Origin of the sequence: Methylobacterium sp. J-076, from assembly GCF_022829405.1 — a bacterium.
Classification (GTDB): domain Bacteria; phylum Pseudomonadota; class Alphaproteobacteria; order Rhizobiales; family Beijerinckiaceae; genus Methylobacterium.
In genome coordinates this window covers 482,323-503,161 of record NZ_JAKSXW010000149.1, presented here as the reverse complement: position 1 = coordinate 503,161, position 20,839 = coordinate 482,323, and the positions used below count along the sequence as shown (strand labels likewise).

The 20,839-nt window shown below is 71.9% G+C and carries 15 protein-coding genes; 3 read left to right on the top strand and 12 right to left on the bottom strand.

Annotated elements, in window-relative coordinates; all coding sequences use genetic code 11:
• Positions 1-40 precede the first annotated feature (40 nt).
• From MKK53_RS24635 to MKK53_RS24620, 4 genes are all read right to left on the bottom strand, one after another.
• A complete protein-coding gene (locus MKK53_RS24635) occupies positions 41-2,113 on the bottom strand; it encodes a PAS domain S-box protein (RefSeq protein WP_279599227.1) in 2,073 nt (690 codons plus the stop codon).
• On the bottom strand, positions 2,034-2,831 hold the full coding sequence (locus MKK53_RS24630; protein ID WP_243931593.1) for an alpha/beta fold hydrolase: 798 nt from the start codon (positions 2,829-2,831) through the stop codon (positions 2,034-2,036). The genes MKK53_RS24635 and MKK53_RS24630 overlap by 80 nt, the downstream gene beginning before the upstream one ends.
• A gap of 142 nt (positions 2,832-2,973) precedes the next feature.
• A complete protein-coding gene (locus MKK53_RS24625) occupies positions 2,974-3,225 on the bottom strand; it encodes a hypothetical protein (RefSeq protein WP_243931592.1) in 252 nt (83 codons plus the stop codon).
• 16 nt (positions 3,226-3,241) lie between these two features.
• Positions 3,242-4,543, bottom strand: a complete 1,302-nt coding sequence (locus MKK53_RS24620) for an RsmB/NOP family class I SAM-dependent RNA methyltransferase (RefSeq protein ID WP_243931874.1) — start codon at positions 4,541-4,543, stop codon at positions 3,242-3,244.
• Positions 4,544-4,813: 270 nt separating this feature from the next.
• Between MKK53_RS24620 and MKK53_RS24615 the strand changes: the two genes are divergently transcribed.
• Positions 4,814-4,993: a hypothetical protein gene (locus tag MKK53_RS24615; RefSeq protein ID WP_243931591.1), complete on the top strand. Its 180-nt coding sequence runs from the start codon at positions 4,814-4,816 to the stop codon at positions 4,991-4,993.
• 253 nt (positions 4,994-5,246) lie between these two features.
• On the opposite strand, the gene panE is transcribed toward MKK53_RS24615, so the two are convergent.
• The 3 genes from panE to MKK53_RS24600 form a co-directional block, all read right to left on the bottom strand.
• Positions 5,247-6,197 carry a 2-dehydropantoate 2-reductase gene (panE, locus tag MKK53_RS24610; RefSeq protein ID WP_243931590.1) on the bottom strand — a complete coding sequence of 317 codons (951 nt, stop codon included), beginning with the start codon at positions 6,195-6,197 and terminating at the stop codon, positions 5,247-5,249.
• Between the two features lie 21 nt (positions 6,198-6,218).
• On the bottom strand, positions 6,219-7,712 hold the full coding sequence (gene guaB, locus MKK53_RS24605) for an IMP dehydrogenase (RefSeq protein ID WP_243931589.1): 1,494 nt from the start codon (positions 7,710-7,712) through the stop codon (positions 6,219-6,221).
• 314 nt (positions 7,713-8,026) lie between these two features.
• Positions 8,027-8,854 carry a DUF3313 domain-containing protein gene (locus tag MKK53_RS24600; protein WP_409564412.1) on the bottom strand — a complete coding sequence of 276 codons (828 nt, stop codon included), beginning with the start codon at positions 8,852-8,854 and terminating at the stop codon, positions 8,027-8,029.
• Positions 8,855-9,118: 264 nt separating this feature from the next.
• On the opposite strand from MKK53_RS24600, the gene MKK53_RS24595 reads away from it, so the two are divergent.
• Positions 9,119-10,579 (top strand): MDR family MFS transporter, encoded by a 1,461-nt coding sequence (locus MKK53_RS24595; protein WP_409564411.1) that lies wholly within the window; start codon positions 9,119-9,121, stop codon positions 10,577-10,579.
• A gap of 64 nt (positions 10,580-10,643) precedes the next feature.
• Here the strand turns inward: MKK53_RS24595 and MKK53_RS24590 are convergent, their stop codons facing one another.
• The 4 genes from MKK53_RS24590 to MKK53_RS24575 form a co-directional block, all read right to left on the bottom strand.
• A complete protein-coding gene (locus tag MKK53_RS24590; protein ID WP_243931587.1) occupies positions 10,644-11,138 on the bottom strand; it encodes a DoxX family protein in 495 nt (164 codons plus the stop codon).
• 77 nt (positions 11,139-11,215) lie between these two features.
• Positions 11,216-12,385, bottom strand: a complete 1,170-nt coding sequence (locus tag MKK53_RS24585; RefSeq protein WP_243931869.1) for a multidrug effflux MFS transporter — start codon at positions 12,383-12,385, stop codon at positions 11,216-11,218.
• A gap of 181 nt (positions 12,386-12,566) precedes the next feature.
• A complete protein-coding gene (locus MKK53_RS24580) occupies positions 12,567-13,856 on the bottom strand; it encodes an MFS transporter (RefSeq protein ID WP_243931586.1) in 1,290 nt (429 codons plus the stop codon).
• Positions 13,857-13,969: 113 nt separating this feature from the next.
• Positions 13,970-14,392 (bottom strand): MarR family winged helix-turn-helix transcriptional regulator, encoded by a 423-nt coding sequence (locus MKK53_RS24575; RefSeq protein ID WP_243931585.1) that lies wholly within the window; start codon positions 14,390-14,392, stop codon positions 13,970-13,972.
• Positions 14,393-14,539: 147 nt separating this feature from the next.
• Between MKK53_RS24575 and MKK53_RS24570 the strand changes: the two genes are divergently transcribed.
• Positions 14,540-19,384: an NAD-glutamate dehydrogenase gene (locus MKK53_RS24570; RefSeq protein ID WP_243931584.1), complete on the top strand. Its 4,845-nt coding sequence runs from the start codon at positions 14,540-14,542 to the stop codon at positions 19,382-19,384.
• 7 nt (positions 19,385-19,391) lie between these two features.
• Here the strand turns inward: MKK53_RS24570 and MKK53_RS24565 are convergent, their stop codons facing one another.
• Entirely contained in the window at positions 19,392-20,561 is a 1,170-nt protein-coding gene (locus MKK53_RS24565; RefSeq protein ID WP_243931583.1) for an MFS transporter, read from the bottom strand.
• Between the last annotated feature and the right edge of the window lie 278 nt (positions 20,562-20,839).

Genomic DNA, 20,839 nt, shown 5'->3' with positions numbered 1-20,839 from the left:
ACGGGTGGACGCTGGCGCGTTCGCCGCTGGCGCGCGGGTGTCAGCCGCGGGGTCGCGGTTGGACGATCTGGGCCAGGAGCCGGCCGAGCTGGTCGGCGGAGTACGGTTTGTGGACGAGCTCGAAGCCGTCCAATCCATCCTGGGCCAGCACGTGGCTGTAGCCGGAGGCCAGCAGCACCGGCAGGTGCGGCATCCGGCGCTGCAGCAGCTTGGCGAGTTCGATCCCGCCCATCCCCGGCATCACCACGTCCGAGAAAACGACGTCGAAGCCGGAGCCGTCCGCGCCGAGCGTCTCCAGCGCCTCCTCCGCGTTGGCGGCCCAGGTCGTCCGATACCCGAAATCCTCCAGGATCTGGGTGGCGAAGCGCCCGACCTCGACGTTGTCCTCGACGATCAGCACCCATTGCCCGTCGCCGGTCGGGAAGGCGTCGTCCCCCCGCGGCGGCTTCGGTTCCTGACGGGGCCCGGGCGCGATCTCGGGCAGGTACAGCGTGAAGGTGGTGCCTTCGCCAGCCACGCTGTGCACCTCGACATCCCCGCCCGACTGCTTGGTGAAGCCGAACACTTGGCTGAGCCCGAGGCCGGTGCCCTTGCCCACCTCCTTGGTGGTGAAGAACGGCTCGAAGATGCGCGCCAGCTGCTCGGGGGGAATCCCGGAGCCGGTGTCGGTGAGGGAGATGGCCGCGAACGGGCCGGCGGCGGCGGCGTGGCCGCGGATCGGCGGCAGGGGCGTCGCGGTGGTCAGCCGCAGCGTGAGGGTGCCCTCGCCGGCCATGGCGTCCCGGGCGTTGACCGCCATGTTCACCAGGGCGGTCTCGAACTGGCTCACGTCGGCCTTCACGAAGCAGGGCTCGTGCGGCAGCTCGGTCACGACGCGGATCCGGGCGCCCGTCACGGTGTCGAGCATGTCCGCGACGCCCTGCAGGCGTTCGCCCACGTCGAACACCTCGGGCTTGAGCGTCTGGCGCCGGGCGAAGGCGAGGAGCTGGCTGGTGAGCTTGGTGGCCCGGTCGATCGTGTCCGAGACCGCATCCATGTAGCGGCTGCGCCGGTCCGCCGACAGGTCCGGCCGGCGCAGGAAGTCCACCGACGAGCGGATGATGGTCAGCAGGTTGTTGAAGTCGTGCGCGACCCCGCCGGTCAGTTGCCCGACCGCCTCAAGCTTCTGGGATTGGCGCAGGGCCTCCTCGGCCCGCGCCAGGGCGTCCGCCTGCTCGTGCTCGGCCGTGGTGTTCCGGCCGGTGGCGTAGATCCGGCCGTCCTCGAAAGCCCCCGTCCAGGCGAACCGGCGGTAGCTGCCGTCGGCGTGCAGCAACCGGTATTCGAAGGGAATGACGAGGGGCGCGGTCCGGATCTGGGCCAGGGTCGCCCGCGTGGCGGCGATGTCGTCGGGGTGGGTGTAGGCGACGAAGCTGCGGCCGACGAGATCGGCCGTGGGCCACCCGAGCAGGCTGGTCCAGGCCGGGTTCACCGCCGTCAGGGTCCCTTCGGCGTCGGCCACGGCGAGCAGGTCCGGGGAGAGCCGCCACGCCCGGTCCAGGGCGAGCGCCCGCTCGGCCACCCGGGCTTCGAGGGTGAGGTTGAGATCCTGCAGCGCGTCCTTGGCCTGATCGGCCGCCCGCCGCGCATCGAGCAGCTCGCGCTCGTAGCGGCGGCGATCCGAGGCGTCGAACACCGTCACCCGGATGAAGCGCACCTCGCCCGTCTCGTCCCGGCGCAGGACCGCGTTGGCGAGGACCGGCAGCTTCGTGCCGTCCGCGCGCAGCAGATCGAAGGCCACTTCCTTGAAGGCCCCCTGCAGGCGCAGGAGCGGCGCGAAATGCGTTTCGTAATAGATCTTGCCGGGGACGGTCAGCAGGTCGAGGAAGCGGCGTCCCACGAGGTCGGCGGCCGAATAGCCGAGCCACGTCGCCAGCGTCCGGTTGACCCGGGAGAGGCGCCCGTTCGGCAGGGCCGAGGCGTAGCCGCAGGGCGCGTTCTCGAACAGGTCTTCGAGGTCGTCCGCCTCCGGTCCCGGGACCGGCAGGTCCCGGTCAGTCGTCACCGACGAACGCCTTGATGGCCGCGACGGTCTCCTCCGGGGCGCTGAGGTTCGGACAATGCCCGGAGGCATTGAGCACCACGAGCTCGCTGTGGCGCAGCGTCCGGTGGACGTATTCACCCACCTCCCGCGGCGCGACGATGTCGTCCGAGCACTGGATGACGAGGCAGCGGGCGGTGACATCGACGAGATCCGCCCGGTTGTCCGAGAGGAACGTCGCCCGGGCGAAGCGCTTGGCGATCTCCGGATCGGTGCGGCAGAAGCTGTTGGTCAGCTCCTGGCCGAATTCGGGCCGTTCGGCGTTGCCCATGATGGCGGGCGCCATCGCCTGCGACCAGCCGAGATAGTTGCTGTCGAGGAAGTCGATCAGCTCTTCGATCTGGGCCTGGGTGAAGCCTCCGACGTAGTCCCCGTCATCGACGTAGCGCGGCGAGGGACAGATCAGGACGAGCCGGTCGAACAGCTCCGGGGCCTTCTTCCAGGCGAGGACGCCGATCATCGCGCTGACGGAGTGTCCGACGAAGATGCCGCCCTTCACCCCCATGGCCGTGGCGAGCTCGACCACGTCGTCGGCGTAGCCGGCGAGCGTCTCGTACTTGGTGGGCTCGTAGGCCGACAGATCCGAGGCACCCGCGCCGACATGGTCGAACAGCACCGTGCGGAACCGGTCTTCGAAGGCCGGCGCGACGTAGCGCCACATATTCTGGTCGCACCCGAATCCGTGGGCGAAGACCATCGCGATCGGGCCCGTCCCGGCTTCCCTCGCATTGTGTCGCTGCAGGACCGACAAAGCTAGATTCCCTGATCGCCCCATCGTCTAGCACGCATCGCCGGATCATGCTTTGGCCGATGCTGCCCGCCCACTCCCATCGGAGGGGCGAGATGCCGTCGGCCGGTCTGTCCGGTTCGGTCCCGCGGGGACATGTGGTCCCTCAACCCTGCAGGCTCTCGGCGAAGTCGTCGGGGATCTCACCCCACTGGCCGAGGATCGTCACCCCTTCGAGCTCGCCGGTCTCGTCGTCGGCCACGACCTTCAGGGCCGCGGCGCCGGGCATCCGCTTGGCGAGGTTCTCGGCCTTCTTGATCGCCCCGCTTTCGGTCTGCGCCGCCTCCTGGCGGGCCGGCCGCAGGCGCTTCCGGTGCAGTTCGAACGGCTGCACCACGTAGCTCGTCTTCATGGCCATCGCGTCGATCCCTGAGTCAGCGAGCCCGTTCCAGCACCGCAACGTAGAAGCCGTCCGTGCCCGTCCGCAGGGGCGTCATCTGCACGCCGTGCGTCGTGCGGCGGACGGCGTCGGCCAGCGAGGCCGGGCCGGCGGCGAGCACCGCCCCCGCCTCGACCGGCGTGAAGGCCCCGTTCCGCCGCGCCAGAAGGGCGGCGATGGCCGCGTCGTTCTCCGAGGGGAACAGCGAACAGGTGACGTAGACGATCCGCCCGCCCGGCCGCACGAGGTCCGCGGCCCGGTCGAGCACGGCCGCCTGCTCGGCGTGGCGGGTCGACAGGCTGCCCGGCCGAAGGCGCCATTTGGCATCCGGGTTGCGCCGCCACGTCCCCGAACCGGTGCAGGGGGCATCCACCAGCACCCGGTCCACCGTGCCGTCGAGGTCGGCCAGGACGTCGGCGCGCTGCTTCCCTCCCCGGGGCGTGCGCACCTCGGCCTGGGCGCCGGAGCGGCGCAGGCGCTCGTGGATGGGGGCGAGGCGCCGGGGATCGCCGTCCGTGGCGATGAGGTGGGCGGCATTGCCCGTCGCGGCGGCGAGCGCCAGCGTCTTGCCGCCCCCGCCCGCGCAGAGGTCCACCAGCGTCTCCCCCGGCTTCGCGTCGGCGAGGAGCGCGGCGAGCTGAGACCCCTCGTCCTGGATCTCGTACCAGCCGTCGAGGAACTCGGCCTCCACGTGCAGTGCCGGACCGCGCCCGTCGGCCCCGACGGGCACGCGAAGCCCCTTCGGGGCGTGCGGCGTCGGCGCGGCGCCGTAGCCTTCCAGGGCCGTGAGGATCGTGTCCCGCGGCCCCCGCAGGGTGTTCACCCGCAGGTCGAGGGGTGCCCGCCGGGCGAGGGCCCGCATCTCGGGGATGAGGTCTTCGCCGAGGGTGGCTTCGAGCTCCGGCAGCACGAAGGCCGGGGTGTCGCCCGCCACCTCCCGCGGCGCGCCCTCGAGGGTCGCGGTCTCGACCCGCGACCGCTCGTCCGAGTCGAGGACGGCGGGCGCGTAGCCCTCGCCGGAGAACAGGGCGGCGATCGACGGGGCCGCGAGGCCCTGCTGCAGGCGCAACGATCCGATCACGACGGCCCGCGGCGTGTCGGACCCCATGATCCAGGCCGCGGACGCCCTCCGGCGCAGGGCGTCGTAGACGAGGCTGGCGATGCCGGCCCTGTCGCCGGAGCCGGCGAACCGGTGGGCGAGGCCCCAATCCTTGAGGGCGTCGGCGGCCGGGCGGCGGCGCTCGGTGATGTCGGCCAGCACCTCGATGGCGGCAGCGCAGCGTGCGGCGGGGGTCAGGGGACTACTCCTCGGTGGACGGTGATGCGGTGGCGCGCAGGCTTTGGGCGATAGACCCGAACCCCGCAGCGCGGAAGGGGCTTCTGCGCCGGATCCCCCGGGCCGGGCCGGCCTTGAACCGGCCACCTTGCGGCCAAGCTTTCGCACGAATGCGGGTCATCATACGATTCGGCCCGACCGGGCAGCCGGTCGGTGACCAGACCACCTTACCGCATCGGCCGGGCAACGCAGAGGCGCTGCCGCGGGCCATGCCCCGGAGTCCCTCGGACCATGTCGTCATATCTGAGAATCGTCGGCCGAATTGCCCTGCTCGGCCTCGCGGCATCGCTGCTCGCCGCCTGTGCGACCGCGCCCGCCGCCACCGACCTGACGCCGCCCCCGCGCCGGCCCGTCGATGCGAAGACGCAGCTCGAATACGGCAGCCCGCCCCCGCCCCCCGCCCGCTACTGAGACGGGGCCGGGTTTTTCCCCGGTCGGGATCTGGAAGGGGGAGGTTCGTCCGCCCTCCCCCCTACACCGCCATGTCCGGCGGGACAGAACAGCTTGGCCGTCGTTCGTCCACTTCGTCATCGCGAGGCAAGCTATCCCGGGCAGCGGGCCGGTTCAGGCCATGGCGCGTCCCTGGATCGCTTAGCAGCGTTCGCACTGACGGAGGCGCCTCTCCGAAGGCGTGTTCGCCCGGGAGAACCGATACGGCTGGAGCCTATCGCTTCGCCGTCTCCCGCTCCCGGCGCGCCTCGTAGGCCTTCAGGCCGGTATAGGCGAGGTCGAGCATCGGTGTCGGCAGGCCCTGGGCCTGCCCGCGGGCGATGAGGTCGCTGATCACGTGGTCGGCCTCGATGCGCCCCTTGCCTTCGATGTCCCTGAGCATCGAGGCAGTGAAGGCCGAGCCGGCCGCGGTGAGTTGCCCCCGGGCCCCGGCGGCTACCTTCTCGCGGGGAGCGAAGCCCGCGGCGGCGGCGATGGCGGTGCATTCCGCATGGAGTGCGGACATGAACGCGGTGCCGCCGGGCGCCGCGGCGATGTCGCCGACCGAGGCGCGCATCAGGGTCGTGCCGCCCGCGAGCGTCGCGAGGAAGACCCACTTCTCCCACATCTCGAGCTCGATCCGCTCGGACAGGCGCGGCTGAAATTTCGGCCCGCCCGCGCGCATCAGCGCATCGACCGCGGCGATCCGCGCCGAGGTGCTGCCGTCCCGCTCGCCGTAGGTGATGCTGGCCAGCTCGGTCATCTGCCGGATCGCCCCGTCCGGCAGCAGCGTCGCCGCGATGGCGCAGCTCCCGCCGAGCACCTTCGCCGCGCCGAAGGCCCGGTCCAACCGCGCCAGATGCGCCATCCCGTTCAGCACCGGCAGGATGGCGGTGCCGTCGCCGATGGCCGGCGCGACGTCGGACAGAGCGGCGTCGAGGTCGTAGGCCTTGCAGGAGAGCAGCACCAGGTCGAACGGCCCGGCACTCCCGAGGCTCGCGGCGGTTACGGTGCGTGGGTCCGGGAGATGCAGGTCGCCGAGGGGGCTCAGGACCCTGAGCCCCGCCGTGGCGAGCGTTTCGGCGCGGGCGGGACGGACGAGGAAGGTCACGTCGGCCCCCGCCTCCGCCAACCTCGCCCCGTAATAGCCGCCGGTCGCACCGGCCCCGACCACCAGCGTCCGCATCGCGTCGTCCTCCGCGCCCCGTTAAGCCCGCGAGGGATAGTTGGGGCTCTCGCGGGTGATCGTCACGTCGTGGACATGGCTCTCGCGCAGGCCCGCATTGGTGATGCGGATGAACTGCGCCCGCTCCTGGAAGTCCGGCACGGTGGCGGCGCCGACATACCCCATCGCGGCGCGCAGGCCGCCGGAGAGCTGATGCAGCACGGCGGCGACCGGCCCCTTGTACGGCACCTGACCCTCGATGCCCTCGGGCACGAGCTTGTGGGTGTCGCTGACCTCGGCCTGGAAGTAGCGGTCCGCCGAGCCGCGCGCCATGGCGCCGACGGAGCCCATGCCGCGATACGACTTGTAGGAGCGGCCCTGGTGAAGGAACACCTCGCCGGGGGCCTCGTCGGTGCCCGCCAGGAGCGAGCCCAGCATCGCCACGGAGGCACCCGCCGCGATGGCCTTGGCGAGGTCGCCCGAATACTTGATGCCGCCGTCGGCGATGACCGGCACGCCCGCCTCGGAGGCGGCCTCGACCGCCTCCATCAGGGCCGTGAGCTGCGGCACGCCGACGCCGGCGACGATGCGCGTGGTGCAGATCGAGCCCGGCCCGATGCCCACCTTGATCGCGTCCGCGCCCGCGTCGATCAGCGCCTGCGCGCCCTCGCGAGTGGCGACGTTGCCGGCGACCACCTGGACCGCGTTCGAGAGCTGCTTCACCCGGCGCACGCTGTCGAGCACCTTGATCGAGTGGCCGTGGGCCGTGTCGACCACGATCACGTCGCAGCCGGAGTCGATCAGGCGCTCGGCCCGCTCGAAGCCGCCGTCGCCCGTCGTCGTCGCGGCGGCGACCCGCAGGCGGCCCTGCTCGTCCTTCACGGCGTGGGGATAGGCCACGCGCTTCTCGATGTCCTTGACGGTGATCAGGCCGATGCACCGGTAGTGGTCATCGACCACGAGGAGCTTTTCGATGCGGAACTGATGCAGCAGGCGCTTGGCCTCGTCCTGGGTCGTGCCCTCGCGGACGGTGATGAGCCGGTCGCGGGTCATCAGCTCGGAGACGGGCTGGGCCGGGGCGGTGGCGAAGCGCACGTCGCGGTTCGTCAGGATGCCCACCAGCTTGCCGCGGTTGCCGTTCGGCCCACGCTCCACCACCGGGATGCCGGAGATGCGGTTGACCCGCATGATCTCGAGGGCGTCCGCCAGGGTCTCGTCCGGGTGGATGGTGATGGGGTTCATCACCATGCCCGACTCGTACTTCTTCACGAGGCGGACCTGCTCGGCCTGCTCGGCGGGCTCGAGATTGCGATGGATGACCCCGAGACCGCCCATGGCGGCCATGGCGATGGCCATGGGCGCTTCGGTGACGGTGTCCATCGCCGAGGACATGATCGGCATGTTCAGGGAGATGGTGCGCGTCAGCCGCGTCGCGATGTTCACCTCTGTCGGCATCACCGACGAGGCGGCGGGCCGCAACAGCACGTCGTCGAAGGTCAGGCCCTCGATGATCGACGCGGAACTGAGTCGGGCCATGTGCCAACGGTCCTTGGAACGAGCGGCGCGGATCGCGCGGCGGGGGATCGGGTTGGCAAGTGGCCCTATCACGCCCGACACGGCCGCGCCAATGCGAGGATGCCGCGCCGCACCTAGACGCTGTGCATGGCTCGCGGATTTTTGCGTGAGCGGGAAACGGGCCACGGGGGCGCGTCACGCGGGAGCGCCCCGCAGCCATCCTTGCGAGCGCAGAGACGAAATCCAGGAAAACGCGCCAACGGCGCCGGTCCCGCTGCCCTCGGTCCCGTCGCCGCGTGCCTTGTGCCGTGGAGGATGGGCGCCCGCGCCCGAACTCACCGGACCGGAACGGCGGGCCCCCTGTCGCCGTATTCCGGCGGCAGGCCGATATAGTCCGTCACGATCCCGTCGATGCCCGGGGCGCGCCCGTAGGCGGCGCAATCCGGATCGAGGGGGGCTTCGCCGAGCATGGTCACGCGGATGCGGTCCCAGTTCGGGAGGGTGTTCGGGGCCGTGAACGGATCGTCGCCGGTGGCGAGGAAGTAGCCGAAATCCTGTCCGAAATCCCCGGCGAGGTCGTAGGGATCGCTGGCGGCGGAGAACCGCGGCTGGCTCGTGAAGGAGTTGGCGGCCCCGCCCCAGACCATCGCGGCCCGCTGCTCACGGTGGCGGTCGAGGGCCTCCGCCTCGACGGTGAGGCTCCCGAGGCCGATGGGGAGCCGCGGGATCGGGATGCGGCCGATGCCCTCGGCGAAGCCGACGCCGAGCTGGGAGGCGACGGTCACCCCGAGGGAGCCGGCGATGGTCCCGCCCGCGCCGATCAGGCTCGTGGGCTCCACGCGGGTGACCTGCGCCCGCACGGTGAGGTCCGCATCCCGGCCCGTCACGATGTCGTAGCGCAGGGAGAGGTCGTAGCAGAGCGCCCGGTCGGCGGCGTTGGCGATGAGCCGCCGGTCGGCCGCCGTCAGGGGGCCGGAACCCTCGACCTCGCCGGTGAAGACGGTCGGCACGATGCGCACGGTCTTCGCCCGCTGGAGCGCCGACCGGTCGGCGTAGAGCCGCGCCTCGGTGGCGGTGGCGGCCGAGCGCTGCAGGCGGTCGTAGCGGGTGAGGGATCCGGTGGTGTTGATCAGCACGGTGCCGCAGGCCGCGACTCCGGTCATCAGGGCCGCCGCAGCCAACAGACGAGACAGGGCGCGACGGTCGGGCCGGCTGGAAAGCATCCGTACTCTCTGTATCCCCTGCCCCGAGACGGAACGTCCGGAAAGCAGGCTCGGACGGGCGCAGGGCCGGTCCTTACGGGAAGCTTATCCGCCGGGCCGGCGGGACGATAGCGGCCAAGCTGCCTTCGCCATGCCGGCACGAGCGCCGTGTGGCTTCGCGGATACAATTCTGAAACGTCCCGGTGGAAAACGGCGCAACCCCGCATGGCCCCGCGCGTCTCCCGTCCGATGCCCCGCTCCTCCGCCCTCTCCCTCCGGATCGTCCCCCTGACGGTGGCGACCGCCCTATTCATGGAGAACACCGACTCGACGGTGATCGCGACGGCGCTGCCGACCATCGCGGCGAGCCTCCACGAGGACCCCATCGCCCTCAAGCTCGCCCTTACGGCGTACCTCGTCAGCCTCGCGATCTTCATCCCCGTGAGCGGATGGGCCGCCGACCGCTACGGTGCCCGCACGGTGTTCCGGGCGGCGCTGTGCGTGTTCCTGGCGGGGTCGCTGGCCTGCGCGGCGGCCAACGGGCTCGGCTGGTTCGTGGCGGCGCGGTTCCTTCAGGGGATGGGCGGGGCGATGATGGTGCCGGTGGGGCGCCTCGTGGTGCTGCGCTCGGCGCCCAAGGCGCAACTCGTCACCGCCCTCTCCTACCTCACCCTGCCGGCGATGGTCGGGCCGGTGCTCGGGCCGCCTTTGGGTGGGTTCATCACCACCTATTTCGATTGGCGGTGGATCTTCTTCATCAACGTGCCCATCGGCGTCGTCGGGCTCGTCCTGGCGACCCTCTACTTCGAGGATATCCGGGAGCCCGAACGACCGCCCCTCGACGTGCTCGGATTCCTGCTCCTCGGCGCCGGGCTCGCCTCGCTGATGCTCGGGCTCGCCTCCACGGGGCGGCACCTGCTGCCGGCCGCGGTCTCCTGGGGCTGCTTCGCGGCGGGGGCCGTCCTGCTGCCTTTGTATTTCTGGCGCTCGCGCCGGGTGGCCCACCCCGTGGTCCGCCTCGACCTGATGCGCCACCCGACCTTCCGGGCGGCGGTGACGGGGGGCAGCCTGTTCCGCATCGGCACCGGGGCGATCCCGTTCCTGCTGCCGCTGATGCTGCAGATCGGCTTCGGCCTCGATCCGCTGCGGTCGGGGCTGATCACCTTCGCCGCCGCCGCGGGGGCGATGTTCGTGAAGACCCTCGCGCCGACGATCCTGCGCCGCTTCGGCTTCCGGCGGGTGATGGTGGTGAACGCGGTGCTGGCCTCCGCCTTCCTGGCGGTGAACGGGTTCTACACCGCCCAGACGCCACACCTGCTGATGCTGGCGATCCTGTTCGTGGGGGGCTGCTGCCGGTCGGTCCAGTTCACCTGCGTGAACGCCATCGCCTATGCCGACCTCGACAAACCGGAGATGAGCGCCGCCACGAGCTTGGCCAGCGTCGCGCAGCAGCTCTCCCTCAGCCTCGGTGTGACCTTCGGCGCCCTGGCGCTGGAAGCGGCCGCCACCTTCCACGGGCGCGAGGCCATCGAAGCGGGCGATTTCGGGCCCGCCTTCTTCGCGGTGGCGGTGATCTCGCTGTTCTCGGTCTTCCCCTTCCGGGCCCTGTCGCCGGATGCCGGCGCCGAGGTGTCCGGCCGGCGGATCGTCGCGACGCCCTCCAACGCGGCGCCGGGGCGAAGCTAGGCCCGTCGCTCCGCCAGGGGAGCGGCGGAGCCCTTCGGATGCGCCGGGACGGCGGGGCGGGCGATCAGGCGGTGCGGCCCTGGGGCGTGCGCCGGCCGCCCCCGGCCTTCGCGCCCGCCTTGCCGCCGGACTTCGCCCGCGGGGCCGGCGCGCCCATCCGGAACCCCTGCCAGCTCCAGCCGCCGGGACCGGTCATGGCGTAGAGCAGGTATCCCCCGGCGAGGCCGAGATCGGCCAGCATGAGGGTCCGCTCCGCCACGAGGGCCGGGCCGGTGAACTGCCAGAAGGCGTGCAGCACCACACCCGTCGCCGCCGCGAATAGGGCCAGGGCGATTCCCGTGAGGCGGGGCAGTACGCCGAGGATCATCGCCAGCGGCCCGAACACCTGCATCACCACGGCGGTCGTCGCCACCGCGTTCGGGAACGGCATCCCCGCCCCCGCCAGGGTCAAGGCGAAGCCCGAGACGTTGAGCGCTCGGGCGATGCCCGTCGGCAGCAGGGCGACGGCGAGGAGGAGGCGCGCGGCGAGCAGGGTGCCGTCAGAGGCGCGGGCGAGCATGCGGGAAGTCCAGGGCGCGAGGGAATGGCGTGAGCCTCGCGTGATCGATTGAACGGCCCGTTAAGCGCAACCGTGAATCACGTGGATGGGCCGTACTGGAACAGCCGTCCGCGCTCGGTCCAGGCGATCACCACCATGGCGAGGCCCCCCAGCGTCGCGTAGCCGATCCCGATGGGCAGGACGGTCCCATCAAAGGACTGGCCGATGGCGTAGCCGCAGCCGGCCCCGAGGATCGTGGTGTAGAAACCGAGGAAGGACGAGGCGGTGCCCGCGACGGCGCCGAGGGGCTCCAGCGCCAGGGCGTTGAAGTTCGGCATGGCGAAGCTGATGAGGAACTGGTTCGCCGCCAGCACCGCGAGGAACAGGGCCAGCGGCGGGTGGCCCCCGTAGGCGAGGCCCAGGATCACCTGGACCACCCCGACCACGGTGAACGCCAGGGTTCCGGCCTGGGACAGGCGGCGCATGCCGAGCCGCCGGACCGCCCGGGAGTTGATGAGCGTCGCGGCGCCCATGGCCCCGGCCACGAGGCCGAAGGCCACGGGGAACAGGGGCCCGAGCTTGTAGAGTCCGGTGTCGAACACCTGCTGGGCCGATCCGACATAGCCCATGATGCAGCCGGTGAGCAGGCCGAGCGCCGTGGCGTAGCCCACCGCCACGCGGGTCGCGAGGGTGAGGCGGACGGCCTGGACCGTCGCCTTGAGGGAGAGCGGACGCCGGTATTCCGGGTGCAGGGTCTCCGGCATGCGCCAGCCGAACCACGCCGTCACGATGAAGGCGAGGATCAGCATGGAGACGAAGACGTAGATCCACGACCCGAAGGCCAACATCGCCCCGCCGATGGCCGGGGCGATCATCGGCACGATCAGGAACACCATCATGATGAGCGACATCACGCTCGCCATCTCGCGGCCGGCGAACCGGTCGCGGACGATGGCGGTGGACAGGACCCTCCCGCCCGCCGCGCCGATCCCCTGGATCACCCGCGCCGCGAGCAACCAGCCGAAGCTCGGCGCCAGCATCGCCAGGACGCACCCGGCCACATAGACGCCGAGGCTCGCCATCAGCACCGGCCGCCGCCCCAGGGCGTCCGAGAGCGGCCCGTAGACGATCTGCGCCGGCCCGAAGCCCAGCATGTAAACGTAGACGAGGAGCTGAAGGTGGTTCGGGTCCGAGACGCCGAACCGGGTCTCGATGGCCGGGAAGGCGGGGAGCAGGTTGTCGATGGAGATCGCCGTCACCGCCATCATCAGGGCGACGATGGTGACGAACTCCGTGAAACCGGGGCCGACCCAGGCCGGGCGGGCGGCGGTGGCCTTCACGGTCGGAAGGGCATCGGACAAAGGGGGACTCGCTGGCGAGGGGGCCGGGCGGCGCGGGCCGTCCCGGACCGCGCCTGTCTAGCCCCGAACGCCCCGCGTGCGCCGCAGTTCAGGCGGGCAGCGGACGCATCGCCCCCTCGGCCTCGGGCTTGCGGCCGACGAACAGCGCCATCATCGCCGCCACGAGGCACAGGATGCCCGCCGCCACGAAGGCCTCGAAGTAGGTTCCGCTGCCGGTGCGGACGACGCCCGCCAGCCATGCCGCCGAGGCCGCACCGATCTGGTGCGCGGCGGCGATCCACCCGAACATCAGGGCGGCGTTCCCTTCGCCGAAGGCCTTGCCCGCGAGGTTCACGGTCGGCGGCACGGTGGCGATCCAGTCGAGCCCGTAGAACACCGCGAACAGCGACAGGCCGTAGAAGTTCAGATCGAACGAGTAGGGCAGGAATATCAGCGAGATACCGCGCAGGGCGTAGTACCACGCCAGCAGCTTGCGCGAGTCGAACCGGTCGGTGAGCCAGCCCGAGGCGGTGGTGCCGACGAGGTCGCAGATGCCCATCAGCGCCAGCAGGCCGGCGGCGGTCACTTCCGGGATGCCGTGATCGAAGCAGGCCGGGATCAGGTGCGTGCCGACGAGCCCGTTGGTCGAGGCGCCGCAGATGAAAAACGTGCCCGCCAGCAGCCAGAAATCCTTCGAGCGCATCCCCATGGCGAGGCCGCGCAGGGCGCGCTTGGCGGGGTTCTCCGTCAGCACCGGGGTCGGCTGGAGGGTGGTCTCGCCGTAGCGCGGCAGGCCGAGATCCGCCGGGCGGTCGCGCAGGAACAGCAGCACCAGGGGCACGAGGGCCAGGGTCGCGGCGGCCACGACGAGGGAGACCGTGCGCCAGCCCTGCCCGACCGCGAGGCCCGCGAGCAGGGGCAGGAACACGAGCTGCCCCGTGGCGCTGCTCGCCGTGAGCAGCCCGATCACCAGGCCGCGCCGTTCGCCGAACCAGCGCCCGGCGACCGTCGCGCCGAGGACGTTGGCGACCATGCCGGAGCCCGACCCGACGACGATGCCCCAGAGCAGCATCATCTGCCAGGGCGCCCGCATCAGGCTGGTGGAGGCGGTGCCGACGGCCAGGATCACCAGTGCCCCGCAGACCGAGGCGCGCAGGCCGAACCGCTCGATGATCGCCACCGCGAAGGGGCCGATCATGCCGTAGAGGAAGATGTTGATGGCGATGGCGATCCCGATCGTCGCCGCGCTCCACCCGAACTCCTGCTCCCACGGCACGATCAGCACGCCCGGCGTCGCCCGCACGCCCGCGCCGACGAGGAGGACGAGGAACGTCACGGCGACGATGACCCAGGCGTAGTGGAGCCTCGGCACGGCGCGCATCGGAGCGGAGGGTTGCATCGCGTCGGGTCTCCACCGGAAGACTTCAGGGGCCCGTCCGGGCAGGGGGCCCGGGCGAAGGCGGTGGGATGGGCCCGCGGGGCCGCATCCCTGTTCGAACCGTCGTTCCGGCTCTAGCCGGAGTGCAGCGCCGCGGCCAGGGCGCGCACGGCGCCGGGCTCGACGCGTCGCGCCAGGTCCGCCTGGGCACCCCGCCAGTGGGGGAGCGCCTCCGCCAGCGCGCTGCGGCCGGCATCGGTCAGTTCGGTGAGGCGGCTGCGGGCGTCCGCCTCGCCCGCGACGATGCGGACGAGGCCGCGCCGCTCCAGCGGATCGAGGTTGCGGGCCATCGTCGTGCGCTCCAGCCCCGCCTCGGCGGCGAGCCGGGTGACCGGCAGGGGGCCGCGCCGGTCGAGGATGCGAAGGATCGCGAATTGCGTGACCCGCAGGCCCGTGGGGCGAAGGGCCTGATCGTAGATCGCCGTGGCGGCGCGCGCCGCCCGGCGGAGCACGCCGCAGGTGCAGGCATCGATGTCGGGGGCCGGCGGGGCGCTCATGATTTGCGTGTATATGCACATATCCGCCCGCCGGCAAGCGGGTGACGGATTTCGGGGATCGACTCCGCGGGGTACGGGGCCGTCATCGACTTGGGAAAAGCCTCTGCTAACCCTCTCGCGATCGCCAACCCGGTTCGGGAGATTCGCGTGACCCTCGAGACAGCCACCGCCCTCTCTTCCTTCGAGGAGCGCAGCGCCCGATCCGGGCTGATCGATGCGGCCGCGGGCCTGGTCTCGGGCCAGGGCGGCCCCGGGGGGTTCGTCCGCGACCTGTTCGGCCGCGTCCCGCCGGAGGATCTGTCGCCCTATTCCGCCGACGCCCTGGCCGAGCTGGCCGGACGGGCACGGGACTTCCTCGCCGCGCCCCGGCGCCCGGGCGATCCGGCGCGCCTGCGCCTCTCCGACCTCGCGCTGTCGCGGGAGGGCCGGATGCGGGACGTCACGGTGCTGGAGATCGTCAACGACAACCGGCCGTTCCTGCTCGATTCGACCCTCGCCGCCCTCACCTTCCATGGCCTCACCGCGAACCTCGTCGCCCACCCGATCCTCGGCGTGGAGCGGGATGGGGACGGCGCCCTGGTCCGCGTGGTGGGCGAGACGACGGCCGACGTCCACGGCACGCTGGCCCGTGAGAGCTTGGTGCACATCCATCTCGACCGCCTCGAAGGCGAGGTGCGCAAGTTCCTCGAGGCGAGCCTCGTCCAGGTCCATGTCGATGTCGCCCAGGCCGCGGCGGACCAGGAGGCGATGCGCGCCCGGCTCGCGGCTCTGGCGGAGGGTTACGGACGCACGCCCTCGCCCCTCCCGGAGGACGAGATCGCCGAGGCCCGCGCCTTCCTGGGCTGGCTGGCGGACGGCCACTTCACCCTGCTCGGCATGCAGGAGCACGGCATCCAGGGCGAATCGCACCCCCTGGTCCCGGATTCGAGCCTCGGCGTTTTGCGCGATCCCGGCACCGCGGTGCTGCGCCGGGGTGGCAGCCTCGTGGATTACACGCCGGAGATCCTCGCCTTCTTCGAGGAGCCGCAGGCGCTGATCATCACCAAGGCGAGCGCCCGCAGCCGCGTCCGCCGGGCCGACCACCTCGACTATATCGGGGTGAAGCTGTTCTCGCCGTCGGGCAAGCTCTCCGGCGAGGTCCGCATCGTCGGCCTGTTCACCGCCAACGCCTACGCGAGCCCCGCCCGCGAGGTGCCGGTGATCCGCCGCAAGGTGGAGGCTGTGGTGGCCCGGGCCGGGCTCGACCCGACGAGCCATGCCGGCCGCAGCCTCCTGGCCGTGCTGGAGACCTATCCCCGCGACGACCTGTTCCAGATCGACATCGACCGGCTCACCCGGTTCGCCCTCGGCATCGTGGACCTCGCCGACCGGCCGCGGATCCGCATCCTGTCCCGGCCCGACCGGTTCGGGCGCTTCGTCTCGCTCCTCGTCTACGTGCCGAAGGACCGCTACGATTCGGGAGTCCGCGCGAAGATCGGCGCCTACCTCGCGCAGAGCTACGGCGGGCGGCTCTCCGTCGCGCAGCCGGACTTCCCCGAGGGGCCGCTGGCCCGCACCCACTACATCATCGGCCTGTCCGAGGAGCCGGCCCCGGAGCGGGACCCCGCGGCCCTGGAATCCGGCATCGCGGGCATCGTCCGCACCTGGGCGGACGGCCTCCGGGCCGCCCTGGCGGAGCGCGGCAGCGGCAGCCGGGCGCGGGGGCTGGCCGCCCGCTACGCCGATGCCTTCTCCGCCGCCTACCGCGAGAACTTCCTGCCGGAGGTCGCGGTGGACGACATCGCGATCCTCGATTCGCTGAGCGATGCGAATCCCCGCGCCGTGTCCATCGGCCGGCGGGAGACGGACCCGGCCGCTCAGATCCGCCTGAAGGTGTTCTCGCGGGGCACGGCCATCGCCCTCTCCGACCGGGTGCCCGGCCTGGAGAATCTCGGGTTCCGGGTGATCAACGAGCGGACCTACCGGATCGAGCCTCCGGGGGCGGGCCAGGCCGCCCGGGTCTGGCTGCACGACATGCTGATCGAGCGCGCCTCCGGCGGCGCCATCGACGTGCCCGCCCTGGAGAAGCCCCTCGAAGCGGCGATGCTCGCCATCGCCGACGACCTCGCCGAATCCGACGCCTACAACCGCCTCGTCCTCGAAGCGGGCCTCCCCTGGCGGGAGGCGGCGCTGCTGCGGGCCTTCGGCCGCTACCTGCGCCAGCTGCGCATCCGCTACGGGCAGGACTACATCGCCGGCACCCTGGCCCGGCACGGCGGCATCGCCCGCGACCTCGTCGCCCTGTTCCACGCGCGCTTCGACCCGGCCGCGCAGGGCGACCGTGACGGCGCCCAGGCGGAGATCCGCGCCAGGATCGAGGCGGCGCTGGCGGAGGTGACGAGCCTCGACGACGACCGCATCCTGCGCCGGTTCGTGAACCTGATCGAGGCGGCGATCCGCACGAACTTCTTCCAGACGGACGAGGCCGGCGCCCCCCGGGGGACGATCAGCTTCAAGTTCGCCTGCGCCAAGGTCTCGGGGATGCCCCTGCCCCGGCCGCTGTTCGAGATCTTCGTCTATTCCCCCCGGGTGGAGGGCGTGCACCTGCGCTTCGGCTACGTCGCCCGCGGCGGCCTGCGCTGGTCCGACCGGCCGGAGGATTTCCGCACCGAGATCCTCGGCCTCGTGAAGGCCCAGCAGGTGAAGAACGTGGTGATCGTGCCGGTGGGCGCCAAGGGCGGCTTCTTCCCCAAGCGCCTGCCGCCGGCCTCCGACCGGGCCGCCTGGATGGCCGAGGGGACCGAGAGCTACCGCATCTTCATCCGCACCCTGCTCGAACTCACCGACAACATCGTGGACGGGGAGATCGTCCCGCCGCCGAACACCGTCCGGCAGGATCCGGACGACGCCTACCTCGTGGTGGCCGCCGACAAGGGCACGGCCACCTTCTCCGACATCGCCAACGCCATCTCCCTGGAGAAGGGCCACTGGCTCGGCGACGCCTTCGCCTCGGGCGGGAGCCAGGGCTACGACCACAAGGGCATGGGCATCACCGCCCGCGGCGCCTGGGAGGCGGTGAAGCGCCACTTCCGCGAGATGGACGTGGACACCCAGACCGATCCGTTCACCGTGGTCGGCGTGGGCGACATGTCGGGCGACGTGTTCGGCAACGGCATGCTGCTGTCGCGGACGATCCGCCTCGTGGCCGCCTTCGACCACCGGGACATCTTCCTCGATCCGAACCCCGATGCGGCCACGGGCTTCGCCGAGCGGGAGCGGCTGTTCGCCCTCGGTCGCTCCTCCTGGGCGGATTACGACAGGTCGCTGATCTCGGCCGGGGGCGGCGTGTTCCCCCGCAGCCTGAAGACCATCCCCCTCTCACCGGAGGTGCGCGCCGCCCTCGATTTCGACCGGGCCGAGGCGACCCCGACCGAGCTGATGCAGGCGATCCTGCGGGCGCCCGCCGACCTGCTCTGGTTCGGCGGCATCGGCACCTACATCCGCGCCACCGCGGAGACGGACGAGGATGCCGGGGACCGGGCCAACGATGCCCTGCGCATCGCCGCCCCGGAGCTGCGCGCCAAGGTGATCGGCGAGGGCGCCAACCTCGGCCTCACCCAGCGCGGGCGCATCGAGGCGGCCCGCTCCGGCGTCCGCCTCAACACCGACGCCATCGACAACTCGGCGGGCGTCAACACCTCGGACGTCGAGGTGAACATCAAGATCGCCCTGATGGGGCCGGAGCGCGACGGGCGGCTGTCCTACGACGACCGAAACGCCCTGCTGGCGGCGATGACCGATGAGGTCGGCCACCTCGTGCTGCGCAACAACGAGTTGCAGACCCTGAGCCTGTCCCTCGCCCAGCGCGGCGGGCTCGGCGAGACCGGCTTCGCCATGCGGACGATGCAGGCCTTCGAGGCCGAGGGACGCCTCGACCGGGCGGTGGAGTTCCTGCCCGACGACGGGGCGCTGACCGAGCGGATGCGCCGGGGCGAGGGGCTGACCCGCCCGGAATACGCGGTGCTGCTGGCCTACGCGAAACTGTCCCTGCACGACGCGATCCTGGCGAGCGCCGTGCCGAACGACCCGTATTTCGACCGTGAGTTGCAGCGGTACTTCCCGAAGGAGCTGCGCGAGCGTTTCCCGGACGCGGTCAAGGGCCATCGCCTGCGCCGGGAGATCATCGCGACGGCGCTGGCCAACATCATCGTCAACCGGGGCGGCCCCTCCCTGGTGACGCGCCTCGTGGACGTGACGGGGGCCGACGCCGCCACCATCGCCAAGGCCTACGCCGCCACCCGCGACGCCTTCGGCCTGATGGAGCTGAACCTCGCCATCGATGGGCTGGCGGGGCGGATCGAGGGGCAGGCGCAGCTCGGCCTCTACGCCGAGGTCCAGGAGCTGCTGGCCAACCGCATCGTCTGGTTCATCCGCAACCTCGACCTGTCGGGGGGGCTCTCCCCCATCGTCGCCCGCTACCGGGACGGCGTCGCGGCGGTGGAGGCGGCCCTGCCGCTGGTGCTGGGCGAGGAGGCCCGGGCCGAGATCGCGGCGCGGGAGGCGGAGCTCACCGGCCGCGGGATGGCGACCGCCAGGGCCCGGCGCCTCGCCAGCCTGCGGGCCCTGGTCTCCGCGCCGGACATCGTCCGCGTGGCCGAGACGAGCGGCCGCCCGGTGGAGGAGATCGCCTCCACCCACTTCGTGCTGGAGCGGGAATTCGGCCTCGACGCCTTGGCTGCGGCGGCGCGCACCGCCCCCGTGGCCGACACCTTCGATCGGATCGCCCTGGAGCGGGCGGTGTCGGGCATCGCCGGCGCCCACCGCAAGCTCACCGCCGAGGTCGTCGCCGATATCGGTGCCGGGCCGGAGGCGGTGGCCGCCTGGGTGAAGGCCCGTGGCGCGCCCCTCGCCCGCATCCGCGACGCGGTGGAGGGGATCGCGGCCTCGGGGCTGACGGTCTCGAAGGCGACCGTCGCCGCGAGCCTGCTCGCCGACCTCGTCCGGGCGGGGTGAGCCCCGCTCAGGGCCGGGGCGAGGACAGGGCGGTGCGGGCGCTCCGCCGGACTGCGGAGGCCGCCAGCGCGAGGCCGATGGTGGAAACCCCCGCGGCGATCAACGGCAGTTCGCCGTAGCCGGTCCCCAGGGTCAGGGCGGTCCCGCCGAGCCACGCCCCGGTGGCGTTGCCGAGGTTGAAGGCCCCCTGGTTCAGGGTGGAGGCGAGGTTCGGCGCATCGCTCGCCGCCTCCACCACCCAAATCTGGAGGGGCGAGACCAGGGCGAAGGCGAGCCCCGCCCAGACGACCAGCACCGAGAGGGTCGCGACCTCGTTCCGGGCCACGAAGAACAGCACCAGCAGCACCGCGACGAGGCCGAGATAGCTGCCGAGCACCGTCGCCATCAGGCCCCGGTCGGCGAGCGCACCCCCGGCGAGGTTGCCGACGGTGAGCCCGACTCCGGCGGCGAACAGGGCCCCCGTCACGGCGGTCGGGGACAGCCCGGTCACGGTCGTCAGGAACGGCGTGATGTAGGTGAAGACCGTGAAGAAGCTCACCGACGCCAGGGTCGAGACCAGCATCGGCCGCAGCACCGGCCAGCGCCCGAGGGCGCGGAATTCCTGAACGAGCCCGCCCCGCTTGCCCGGCAGGCCGGCGGGGACGCAGAGCTGGATCGCAAGCCCCGCCGCGATGCCGATCACCACCACCGCCCAGAAGGTCGTGCGCCAGCCCGCCACCTGCCCCAGGGCCGTGCCGAGGGGCACGCCCAGCACGTTGGCGAGGGTCAGCCCCGCGAACATGAGCGAGACCGCCTGCGTCCGCTTCTCCCGGGGGACGAGGTCCCGGGCGACGATGGCGCCGATGCCGAAGAACGCCCCGTGGGCGAAGGCCGTCACCACCCGCGCGGCCATCAGCAGGCCGTAGGTCGGCGCGAGGGCACAGCCGACATTGCCGAGGAGGAACACGCCCATCAGCGCAAGGAGGGCCGTCTTGCGGGGCAGTCCGGCCGTGGCGACGGCGACGATGGGCGCCCCCACCACCACGCCCATGGCGTAGCCGGAGACGAGGTAGCCCGCCTGCGGGATCGTCACCCCGAAGCTGTGGGCCACCTCCGGCAGCAGCCCCATGATGACGAACTCGGTCGTGCCGATTCCGAACGAGGCGAGGGCGAGGGCGAGGATCGGCGGCGCGAGCATGGCGGCTCCATGGGACCGGACGCTGCGGCGGCATCCGGTCTGTGCAATGCAACAAAAGGATGGGTCCGGCGGACCCTTTGCCCACCCGTCCGTATGGGAGGCACCCCTGCGGGACGCGCAGGGGAGGCCCGGGGAAGGCGGCTCACCGCTGCGGCCGCGATGGGCGCAATCGGTCCATCGAGGTCTCGCGCCCTACTCACGAAGGCTAGGCCGTTGACCCGGCATTAACCGCGTCCTGCTACCTCCGATTAACCTTGATGATTGGTAGCAATCGACGG